12 protein-coding genes are annotated in these 10,670 nt (G+C 67.6%); 7 read left to right on the top strand and 5 right to left on the bottom strand.

Translation table 11 applies throughout. The annotated features are described in order from the left end of the window. Positions 1–508: DUF1731 domain-containing protein (locus G6018_RS01225; protein ID WP_182638521.1), on the top strand; the 508-nt coding region annotated here is incomplete at its 5' end. Between the two features lie 9 nt (positions 509–517). Here G6018_RS01225 and G6018_RS01220 read toward each other — a convergent pair. The 3 genes from G6018_RS01220 to G6018_RS01210 are packed head-to-tail and all read right to left on the bottom strand — an operon-like array spanning position 518 to position 3,011. Continuing rightward, positions 518–1,162, bottom strand: coding sequence for a TetR/AcrR family transcriptional regulator (locus G6018_RS01220; protein ID WP_179523648.1), 645 nt, complete (start codon positions 1,160–1,162; stop codon positions 518–520). 55 nt (positions 1,163–1,217) lie between these two features. Beyond that, positions 1,218–2,525: an SPFH domain-containing protein gene (locus G6018_RS01215; RefSeq protein WP_179523647.1), complete on the bottom strand. Its 1,308-nt coding sequence runs from the start codon at positions 2,523–2,525 to the stop codon at positions 1,218–1,220. A 51-nt stretch (positions 2,526–2,576) separates the two neighbouring features. Continuing rightward, the gene (locus G6018_RS01210) at positions 2,577–3,011 is read right to left on the bottom strand and encodes an NfeD family protein (RefSeq protein ID WP_179523646.1); all 435 of its coding nucleotides are present in this window, start codon (positions 3,009–3,011) and stop codon (positions 2,577–2,579) included. Positions 3,012–3,084: 73 nt separating this feature from the next. On the opposite strand from G6018_RS01210, the gene G6018_RS01205 reads away from it, so the two are divergent. Further along, a complete protein-coding gene (locus tag G6018_RS01205) occupies positions 3,085–3,975 on the top strand; it encodes a cation diffusion facilitator family transporter (protein ID WP_179523645.1) in 891 nt (296 codons plus the stop codon). Positions 3,976–4,499: 524 nt separating this feature from the next. Here G6018_RS01205 and G6018_RS01195 read toward each other — a convergent pair. Then, entirely contained in the window at positions 4,500–5,567 is a 1,068-nt protein-coding gene (locus tag G6018_RS01195) for an aromatic acid exporter family protein (protein ID WP_182638520.1), read from the bottom strand. Positions 5,568–5,715: 148 nt separating this feature from the next. Between G6018_RS01195 and G6018_RS01190 the strand changes: the two genes are divergently transcribed. Together G6018_RS01190 and G6018_RS01185 are read left to right on the top strand one after the other, a co-directional pair. Beyond that, a complete protein-coding gene (locus G6018_RS01190) occupies positions 5,716–6,183 on the top strand; it encodes a hypothetical protein (RefSeq protein ID WP_182638519.1) in 468 nt (155 codons plus the stop codon). 34 nt (positions 6,184–6,217) lie between these two features. Continuing rightward, positions 6,218–6,523 carry a hypothetical protein gene (locus G6018_RS01185; RefSeq protein WP_182638518.1) on the top strand — a complete coding sequence of 102 codons (306 nt, stop codon included), beginning with the start codon at positions 6,218–6,220 and terminating at the stop codon, positions 6,521–6,523. A gap of 38 nt (positions 6,524–6,561) precedes the next feature. On the opposite strand, the gene G6018_RS01180 is transcribed toward G6018_RS01185, so the two are convergent. Further along, entirely contained in the window at positions 6,562–7,368 is an 807-nt protein-coding gene (locus tag G6018_RS01180) for an alpha/beta hydrolase (protein ID WP_182638517.1), read from the bottom strand. Between the two features lie 292 nt (positions 7,369–7,660). On the opposite strand from G6018_RS01180, the gene G6018_RS01175 reads away from it, so the two are divergent. From G6018_RS01175 to G6018_RS01165, 3 genes are all read left to right on the top strand, one after another. After that, a complete protein-coding gene (locus G6018_RS01175) occupies positions 7,661–8,677 on the top strand; it encodes a hypothetical protein (protein ID WP_182638516.1) in 1,017 nt (338 codons plus the stop codon). Continuing rightward, positions 8,670–9,848 (top strand): aromatic amino acid lyase, encoded by a 1,179-nt coding sequence (locus tag G6018_RS01170; protein ID WP_182638515.1) that lies wholly within the window; start codon positions 8,670–8,672, stop codon positions 9,846–9,848. The genes G6018_RS01175 and G6018_RS01170 overlap by 8 nt, the downstream gene beginning before the upstream one ends. Before the next feature lie 52 nt (positions 9,849–9,900). After that, a partial coding sequence (locus G6018_RS01165) for an inositol monophosphatase family protein (protein ID WP_182638514.1) occupies positions 9,901–10,670 on the top strand: 770 nt, incomplete at its 3' end.

Raw genomic sequence — 10,670 nt, 5'->3', positions numbered from 1 at the left:
CGTGGCCGAGTGGGAGGCCGCCTGCGAGCCCGCCCGCAGCTCGCGCGCCCGGGTGGTGACCATGCGCACCGGGCTCGTCCTGTCCGGAGCGGGCGGGATGCTGCCCCCGCTGGCCGCGATCACCCGGACGGGCCTGGGTGGGCGACTGGGGTCGGGCAGGCAGTGGATGTCCTGGATCGCACTCGACGACCTCACGGACATCTACCTCCGTGCCGTCGTCGACCCGTCGCTGACCGGAACCGTCAACGCCGTCGCTCCGGAACCGGTCACCAACGCGCGGTTCACCCGCGTCCTGGGCTCGGTGCTCCACCGTCCGACCGTGGTCCCGGTCCCCGGTTTCGCGCCCGGCCTGGTCCTGGGCAGCCGCGGGGCGGACGAGCTGGTGCTGGCCGACCAGAGGGTCGACCCGGCGCTCCTGCGCGCGGTCGACCACCCGTTCCGCTACCCCGGGCTCAGGGCCGCGCTGGCCCATGAACTGGGCGGGGAGAAGGTGCCCGCGGCGCTCTGAGGCACTGCCTCAGCGCTGCAGGATCATCGGGACCAGCACCCGCCGCGCCAGCGCCCGGATCTCGTCCTCGGTCTCCAGGACGGGCGGGCCGTCCGGCATCACGGCGATGGAGTGCAGGAAGCGGCCCACGACACTGCCGACCTCGCGGGACAGCGTGTCGAACTCGTCCGCGTCCATCGGTCGGGTGTGGACGTCGGCGTTCCAGGTGCTCCGGATGAACTCCGCGACGATCCCGGTGATCGCGCCCAGAACCGAGTCGGACTGACCGGCGAGCATCGCCATGGCCTCGACCTTGTCCACCTCGACCAGGCGCTGGAGCAGTTCGCTCCTACGGATGTCGAAGACCGTACCGACGAGCAGGTCCTCGACATGCCGGACCGGATCCCACTCGAGGGACTCGAACGGGGTGAACCGCGCGTTGACCGACATCATCAGTCGCTGCGCCTCATGGGCGTACAGCGCGCGGAGGATCTGCTCGCGCGGACCGAGCCTGCGGTACAACGTCACCCGCGTCACCCCGGCCGCTCTGGCGATGTCGTCGGTGCTCGCGCCCTTGATACCGCGTTCCGCGAACACCGAGGCCGCCGCCTCGATCAGACGGATGTCCTCGGCATCGGGTGGCTGGGCGCCACCGCGTCCACTGTTACGTGCCACACGGGCATGTTACTTCCAGTGGTCGTGGCGGCGCCCGCGACCCGGCCGGATCGGGTCAGGGACGGTCCCGGCCGGCCTCGTCGACCGGGTATGCGCCCTGCTGCAGGCCCTGCTCGAGATCCACGCCGGGGTCGATGCCGGCGGGCTGCCCCGGCTGTGCCCCCTGCGGGCCCGAGAGGGCGGGGGTGTCGTCCGGGGCGATCCCGCCCTCGGACGAGGGGACCATGTCGAAGACCCCGGGCTTGGGCTTGGACTTCGGCTTCTCCGTGGCGGTCGCGGACGACGACGCCCCCTCCGCGGCGGCCTCGGCGGCCGCGACGGACCGGGCGATCTCCGGGTCCGTCGAGGTGTCGAACCAGTGCTCGGGGGCCGACGGCAGATCCGCGTCGTCATCGGTGGCGGGCGGCTCGTAGCGGAACACCCCGTCGTCGTCCTTCTTGGCCACGGCCTTGGCGAAGTTCTCCAACGAGTCCCCGAACTGCGAGGGGATCATCCACATCGTGGCCGCGTCGCCCTTGGCCATCTCCGGCAGGTTCTGGACGTACTGGTAGGCCAGCATCTCCGGCGTGGGCTTGGAGGCCTTGACGGCCGCGTTGACGCGGGCGATGGCGGCCGCCTGGCCCTCCGCCACGAGGTAGCGGGCGGCCCGCTCACCCTGGGCACGGAGCATGCGCGACTGCCGGTCGGCCTCCGCGTTGAGGATCGAGGCCTGCTTGTTGCCCTCGGCGTCGAGGATGGAGGCCTGCTTGGCGCCCTGGGCGGTGGTGATGGCGGCCTCGCGCTGCCCCTCGGCGGTGAGGATCGTCGCGCGCTTCTCGCGATCGGCCTTCATCTGCTTCTCCATCGACTCCTGGATCGACAGCGGCGGGTCGATGGACCGCAGCTCGACACGGGCCACGCGCAGGCCCCAGCGGCCGGTCTCGGAGTCCAGTACCCCACGGAGCTGCTTGTTGATCATGTCGCGGCTGGTGAGCGTCTGCTCGAGCGTGAGCCCACCGACGACGTTGCGGAGCGTGGTGGTGGCCAACTGCTCGACGGCGACGATGTAGTTGTTGATCTCGTAGACCGCGGCCTTGGGGTCGGTGACCTGGAAGAAGACGACCGTGTCGATGTTCAGCGTGAGGTTGTCCTCGGTGATCATGGACTGGGGCGGGAAGGTGACCACCCGCTCGCGCAGGTCCACCTTCGCGCGGACCCGGTCGATGAACGGGATGATCAGGGTGAGCTGACCACTCACCGTGCGCTGATAGCGGCCGAGCCGCTCGATGACCGCGGCCTCCGCCTGCGGGATGAGCTTCACCGAGCTCACCACCACCGAGGCGATCAATATGACGATGACGGCAAGGAAGATCAAGCCACCCATGGTTTCCTCCTGTTGTGTCGTGCTGTCGGCTGTGTGTCGGACTCGCGCTCTCTAGATGCCACGCACGACGATCGCGGTGGCCCCTTCGATCTCATGCACGAGGACCTTGTCCCCCGCGTCGAACGTCTCGCCCTCGATGAGCGGGCGCGCCGTCCAGGTATCCCCCGCGATCTGCACCAGGCCGCCGGCCGGCCCGATCGCCTCGACCACGGTGCCGTCGCGTCCGGTCAGCGCGGCCGTGTTGGTGTCGTGCTCGGGGAGCGCGGACAGGAGGCGCCGGCGCACGAGGGGTCGTACCCCCGCGACGAGGATGATCGAGACGAGGGCGAACGCCAGGGCCTGCCCCCAGACCGGCGCGCCGAGCGCGGCCGCGGCGGCCCCGCCGAGTGCACCCCCGGCGAGCATGATCAGGAACAACTCCCCGCCCGCCGCCTCACCGGCGGCGAGCAACACCGCAACTGCGAGCCAGGCAAGTCCTACATGCATGTCTACGACCCTACCGACATCCGGCGTTCGGCAGGGGGGACGTCGTCCCACGAGCGGACTACGCTCACATGACGTGTCGACTCTCAAGAAGTTCGCGTGGCTGTCGGTGGCCACGTCGATCGTCACCATCTCGCTCAAGATGGTGGCCTGGTGGGTGACCGGATCGGTCGGGCTGCTCGCCGACGCGGCCGAGTCGGTGGTCAACCTGGTGGCCGCGGTGGTCGCGCTCATCGCCATCACCGTCGCCGAGCGCCCGGCCGACGACGACCACCAGTACGGCCACTCCAAGGCCGAGTACTTCTCGGCCGTGGTCGAGGGCGCGATGATCTTCGTGGCCGCGACCTTCATCCTCTACACGGGTGTCGAGCGACTCATCAACCCCGTGCCGATCGAGTCCCTCGGACTGGGCCTCGCGATCTCCGTCGTGGCGGCCGTGATCAACGGAATCGTGGGGACGTTGCTCATCCGGGCCGGGGTCCGACACCGGTCGCCGACCCTGAAAGCCGACGGGAAACACCTGATCACCGACGTCGTGACCTCGGTCGGCGTCGTGGTCGGGGTGACCCTGGTGTGGATCACCGGCTGGGAGTTCCTCGATCCGGTCGTCGCGATCGCGGTGGGGCTGAACATCCTGTTCATCGGGTACAGGCTCGTCCACGAGTCCGGGATGGGGCTGATGGACGCGACACTCCCCGAGCAGGACAACAGGGCGATCCAGGAGGTACTGGACAGGCACCGGCAGCCGGGTCGGGTCGACTTCCACGAGTTGCGGACCCGCGAGTCCGGCCGGTGGCGGTTCGTCGAGTTCCACGCGCTCGTCCCCGGCGACTGGAGTGTCGAGCGGGGTCACGATCTGGTGGAGAAGGTCGAGCAGGAGATCCACGCCGCGCTCCCGCACTCCCACATCACCACCCACCTGGAGCCGATCGAGGACGAGCGCGCCTACAACGACGTGAGGCTGTAGTCATGGGCCACCCGATCATGTTCGACGACTCCGATCCGCTGCTCGCCCGGTTGCGTCGGATCTGCCTGGCGCTCCCCGACGCCGCGGAGAAGATCTCGCACGGGCGGCCGAACTGGTACACCACCAAGGTCTTCGCCTCTTACGGCGGAACGGTCAAGGGGGACCACGCGGATCCCCTGCTCGCCCGCGCCCTGCTGTTCCTCCCGGACCCCGAGGACCTGCCGGCCCTCGAGCAGGACCCGCGCATCGTGGTGCCCGCCTACGTCGGCGTCCGGGGATGGCGGGCGCTGCCACTGGACCGGTGTGAGCAGGGGGCGGTCCGGGGGACCCCGGGTCCGTGGACTGGGACGAGGTCGCCGAGTTGGTCGAGTCCTCCTACCGGCAACTCGCCGGGGCCCGGAGGGTCGCCCGGTTGGACGCCGAGCAGTGAGAGGCCGGCCTGGGGGAGCGCTGGGAGTTCTGTCCACGGAGGTCGGCCCCGGCGCCCGGGGTCAGGGTCTCCGGGCACCCGGGCGTGGGGCGGGTCACCGCACGCTCCGCGCCGAGGCGACGTCGTCGATGAGCACGGCGATGTGGAACATGCTGGTCAACAGCGAGCCGTAGACCGGCCAGGAGTCCCGGGGCAAGCGGTCGTCCTCGGCCATGGCGTGCGTCAGCCCGATCAACCGGTCGTGGATGGAGTCTATCTCTGCGTGGGGATCGGCTATCGCGTGGCCGGCGTCCCGTGCGATCCCGGCCCACTCGCTGCGGAAGCGCTCGTCCCACGGCCCATCGGAATAGGTGGCCTCGTGCAGAGTCCTGATCAGGTGTCGCATATGTGAGACCGCCTCGTCGATGCGTCCCAGGATCTCCCCGTAGTCCACGTCCCGGCCCGTCTGCGCACGGCCGAGGCGCTCGCGGGCCAGGCGGGGGTTCGAGCGCCGGCTCTCCCGGGCGAAGTGCACTGTCCCCCAGGCGGTCTCGACCTCGTCCGCCACCGACTCGATCTCGCGACGCCACCCGTCGGCGGCGTCGGTCTCCCAGGAGGTGGAGAACTCGTCGGACATGTTCACGAGGATGTCGCCGATCCGGCGGTCGATGCGGTCCACGTGGCTGGCCGCCTGTTGGTCCCGCATCGGAGGGATGATGAGCAGATTGACCAGCACACCGATCCCCACCCCGACGACGACCTCGATGATGCGGTCGAGGAGCAGGGGCTCCTGGTCGGAGAACCCGCTGGAGAGCACGAAGACCGCCGTGGTGGCGATCGCGACCCCCTCGTCCCGGATCCAGGTGATCCGGGCCCCGGCCAGACCCACGAATATCGCCAGGGCGAAAGTCCACACGCTCACGCCGAGGTAGAACCCGATGAGGAAGGACAGGCCGACGCCGATCGCGGACGCCACCGTCGTCTGCACCCCGCGGGACAGCGACCGGTGGACCGTGGCGTGCACGGTGAGCAGGGCCGTCCACGGCGCCAGGAACGGCAGGGGCGAGTCCAGGACGTGGGCCGAGAGCCACCACGCGGCCGTGGCGGCGATCACGCTCTTGACGATCTGCAGCAGATCGGTCCTGACGTCGGGCCGTCCCGCGAGTTCCCGGAGTCGTCGCATACGCAGCATTCTCGTAGGTGGCCCGGCGTCACGACAATCCCGGAAGCCGTGAACGTCGGACAACGTGACCACAGTGGCGTGTCCGACCCTGCCCTAGGGTCGGAGCGTACGGAGACAGCCGTATCGTCCGGCGCCCTCGGAAGGACCCATGGACCCGCTCAATTCCCCCACCCTGTCGGCGGCGACGGTCGATCTCGGCCTCGACACCCGGCTCACCCTGCTCGCCGCCGGCCTGATCTTCCTGCTGGCCCTGGGGCTGGGGGTGTGGAAATACCGGCAGATGGCCACGAGCGCCGACCACCTCGCGCACCCCTACGTCGACATCGCGCACCGGGCGTCACTGCTGTACTCGTTCGCGATCCTGCTCATCGCCGTGTTCGTGGAGCTGAGCAGCTGGCCCACATGGGTGAACCTCACGGCGGCAGGGGTCCTCGTGTTCTTCTTCGTGGTGGCGATCGGCAGCTACATCGTCCACGGCGCACTGCAGGACACGACCAACCAGTTCGAGCACCCCTCGTCCATGCTGCGCGTCGGCATGGTGGCACTCATCGTGGGGGAGATGGGCGGGTTCGCCGTACTGCTGGCGGGCTTCGTCGACGGTCAGTTCCTGAGCTGAGACGATTTCCGGGCGGCGCGGTTAGGCTGGCCCCATGCCGCTGCGCCCCCGCTCCGACGCCGCCTCGCCGAGGAAGAGATCGTCCGAGGGCATGGACCTGGGCACCCGGGCGCTGGTGTTGGGGGTGGGGTCCCTGGCGCTGTCCTGGGTCCCTCTGCTCAACATCATCGCGTTCCTCGCCGCACTGATGGCGGTGGCCTTCGGGTTGCTCGCGCGGTGGCCCACGGGATGGCTCACCAACGAGGACCCGGACCCGCGCCGGGGACTGTTCGGCGTCATCCTCGGCGGGATCGCGATCGTCGTCTTTGTCATCACGGCGATGCGGTATTCGGCGCTGTAGCCCCCGCCGCCCGCCGCCCCGGTGGTCGCGGTCCGTCCTCAGTGGGAGTTGGACACCACCCAGCCGAGAGCCGTGCGCATCCGACGCGCGAACGTCCCGGGGTGGGTCGCGCACGCCGCGTGACCGGCGCTGATCGGGAACACCGCGCTGTGCGGCAGCAGATCGGCCATCTCGTCCTGGATCCACCGGGGGAAGGCAATGTCGCGCATGGTCTTGACGATCGCGACCGGCAGGTCCAGCTCGCGCAACCACGACGTGGAGTTGAACCGGGCCACCTCGCTGATCACGGTCCTGTGGGTGGCGAGGGGCACGGAGGACAGTTCCCGCATCGCCCAGGTATAGGCACTGGGCACCTCGTCGTCGATCTCCCTGGACACCTCGAGGGGTACGGCGTTGAGCACGGGGGCGCCCCGGGTCAACGATCCCATCGTGATCTTCTCCAGTGCGTTGCGCTGGGCGCCGGTACCGGTGGCGGCCAGCACCAGTCCGCCGAGCCGGGAGGGGTCGCGCCGGGCCGCGAGCTGGGCGACGATGCCGCCCATCGAGTATCCGCCGATCACGGGCTTGTCCAGCCCCAGGTGGTCGGACACCCGCAGCACGTCCTCGGCCAGGGCCCCGAAGTCGAACGGGCCGCCGTGTCCCATCCCGTGGCGGCGCTGGTCGTAGGCGATGAGCCGGTACTCGCCCTGCAGGCGTTGGAAGGTCTGGTACCAGTTGAGCATCCCCGTGGCGGCCATGCCGTGCAGTAGGACGACCGGCGTGAGGTGCTCCTCGCCGGTGTCGTACAGCCTGGTGGTGACGTCGTCGGTGAGGGTGACGATCCTCCCGGCCGGAAGCCGTGCCATGTCCGGCGCCATCCGGGGTAGACGCGCTGCCCGACGGGGAATGCCGCTCAACATAGTGAACGGTCTCCTGTGCACGAAATCCTCCTCGGGTGCCTGGATCCGATCGCCTGCCATGTGGGCTTCGCAAGAAACGCGTCGAAGTCGCTACTGTGCACACATGTCTCAGGCATGGTCACATTCTCGCTTCCTCGTCGTGGCGCCATCTGCTGTTCCGGTAGAAGACCCCGGGGCCATTTGGCCCCCCTGGAAAGATGAGCTTGACGGGCCTCGGCTTACCAGTAGGGGGCAGTTCATGTGCCGCTACCTGGACTCGGTCGTAGAGGCGGAGTTGCCTGTCACAGAAGTTGGCACAGTCGTGCCGGATAGCGTAATGATGCGGGGTGCCTTCCGTGCTGCGAGGGTCGAGAAAATCGCTGGGGTCACGCTGTTCAGCGCCGAATTGGAGCTTGTGTCGATAAGCGATCGGCTCTCGATCGAGGACATTGAGACCGGCATTACCGGCCTCGTGTGCGAATTCCTCGATGGCGTCGATGCGTTCCCCGGGCAGATTCTTTGGGTGAACCGAACTCTGCTGACGGACGAGGGTGAACCTCCCACTAACTGGTTGGCGGACATGTCGACAGAGGTGTTCGCGACGGCGAATGATGGAACGGATGATGGGCGCCCCAAGATGATCGTCAGTTGGGGAAACAATGTCGTGTTACGCAGTAGGGCGGATCACGAAGAGGAAGTGAAGAGAGGAGTTCTCATAGCGCAGGCGCTGTGGGTGCAGTTGTTCGCGGTGGACCAGTTGTCGGGTGATCTGCTGGAGGATCTCGCAGCCAACCGGATCGGACTCAGGCGGGCAACGGGCATTCGGAAAGATCTTGAGGCGAGCCGGATGATGGCTTTTCAGGGCCTCTGCAGAGACGAGTTGAGCTCGACAGTTCAGGGAATTCCCGCCAGGGTGGCTGGTCGCATCCTGGATTCGTGGGAAGGAGCGGGTTACCGGTCCCGACTCGAATCCCGCATTGCTGAGGTGGCTCGCATTCTCGAACTCCGCGCCCAGTTACGGAGCAAGGGTTATCAACAGCTCGTCGAGATGGTGTTGTTCGTCATCGGTCTGCTGACGATTCTCCAGACCGTCCTCACGGTTGTTCAGACTGGGTTCAGCGGCGATGTGAACGGCTATCCGGGAGACGCGCAGAGGTCGTTGATTATGGACCTGACTAGGGTCGTGCACCTCGACATCCTCATGGGGGGGACGACCGCGCTGATGCTGCTTCTACTCGCCGTTGTCTTGCTCGTCAGGAGGAGATCTGATGCCTGAATCGAGGGTGGTTCTGGTGAACAATGCGGTGGATAGCGGGTCCATAGACCGGAGTTGGACAGAGGCCGAGCCACAGATCATCGCCGAGCGGGGAACCATTGACCAGGGCATAGACGAAGGGAGCCTGGGCAAGATATATGGCTTCACAACTCTCCTCGGTCAACTCGATGCCGTCGAATCCACAGCACAGTCGCAGGGATTGCTTCTTCGTTCGCATCTGATTGGCCGTCGATGCAGCATGTCGGCCGAATGGCTTCGGACCATTTCCGCGGTGAAGATCCACCAACTCGCGCAGGGGGGGTCGGGTATCTCGGGTCAGACCTTCCGCGCGCTCCTGGATTCATTCGGTCACGAGGTCGTCGCGGAAGGTGCATGGTGGGACTCTTACGGATGTGGTGACGTCGTCCCAGCCGCATGGTGGGTGAACGCAACGCTCGGGGAGTCGGCAGTCTCGGGTTGGGCTGCGGGCGACCTCATCGCATTGATCAACGGGAATTTTCTTTCGACTGCTTCTGTAGTCATGGCAGGTAGGAGGCTTAGAAGGACAGTCGAGGGGTCGTCGGAACTCGTGGATCGGATTCTCAGGGGTCCCGACGAGAAGGTGGGTGCCAGGCACCTTCAGTTGCCTGTGAGTCGGCGACCACCGCACTCGGTCGATGCAATTGGGCGCGCCGCAATCGCCAACCTCGACGATGCGGCCGGTTCGGCCCTGAAGTGTTTCTCCGGGAACCCGGTGTTCAGCTTCAGCGACGAAGTCGGCGTGCACAGTGTCAGCTCATTCCTGAACATCGAGGCCGCGGCTGCGATAAGTGCAGTCCTACGGAGGGTCCGACTAATGGGCGCGCTCGCGGTACGTGCGATCGAGGTTGAGTGTCAGCGTCGGATTGGCGCTGCGGGTACCGTCGACCAGTTGCGTTTCGTCCAACCTCCGAAGGTCGCGGCCGCGATTCTCGCCGAGGGGGCGCTTCCGGGCACCGACACGGCAGGGGGGCTCATTTCGGGGTCCGAGGGTTTGGAAGATGTCGCCGACGCGGCACTATCCTCGTCTCGTTATCTTCATCTGGCACTCGACAACTTGGCCACGATCATGCGAATTCTTGAGGCTGTTGTCGAAGACCGGTCACTGATCCTGGATGGTGAGTCCTGGCAGGGATTTTGTTGGGGACAGTAGTTTCCTAGAGTGCCGGGCGACCGGTTCTCCATCCGTGATGCACCATGGGTCCATGACTGCGAGGCCCGACCGCCCCCTGGATCCCGACCTGATCGAGCATCTCGACGAGCTGCTCGCCGCCACCGGCCGGATCGCCCGCCGACACTTCCACGGCGAGCTCGAGGCGTTGGTCGCCGGTGACAAGGGCGGTGAGCGGGGGTACGACCCGGTGACCGAGGCCGACCGCGACATCGAGGCGCTGCTGCGTGCCGGGATCTCCTCGATGGCGCCGGGTGACCGGGTGGTGGGGGAGGAGAACGGCGAGTCCGGCCCGGCCGACGCCGCCCGCACCTGGTACCTCGACCCGATCGACGGCACCAAGGCCTTCCTCACGGGGATGGCGGGGTGGGGAACCCTCGTCGGGGTGGTGGAGGACGGCCGGGCGGTCGCCGGGTGGATGGACCAACCGGTGTTGGGGGAGACCTTCGCCGCGGTCCACGGACGCGCCACCGTGCGTCGCCGATCGGACGGCCCGGAGGCGTTCGACCTCCACGTCTCGGGGTGCGACGAGCTGTCCGAGGCGATCATGTACACCACCCACCCGTCGATGTTCGGGGACCACGGCGAGGTGCGCAGCCGCTACGACGAGCTCGGCTCCCGGGTCCGCCTCCAGCGCTTCGGCGGCGACTGCTACGCCTACTGCATGCTCGCCGCGGGCCGGGTCGACCTGGTCGTGGAGGCGGATCTGAAGTCCTACGACATCGTGGCACTCATCCCGATCATCGAGGCGGCGGGCGGCGTGATCACCGGCCCGGACGGCAGGCAGCCGCTGGACGGTGGCAC

The organism is Dietzia sp. DQ11-44 (assembly GCF_014145205.1).
GTDB classification, from domain to species: domain Bacteria; phylum Actinomycetota; class Actinomycetes; order Mycobacteriales; family Mycobacteriaceae; genus Dietzia; species Dietzia natronolimnaea.
Note: the sequence above shows the minus strand (reverse complement) of the source record. Positions and strands in the feature narration are given on the sequence as shown.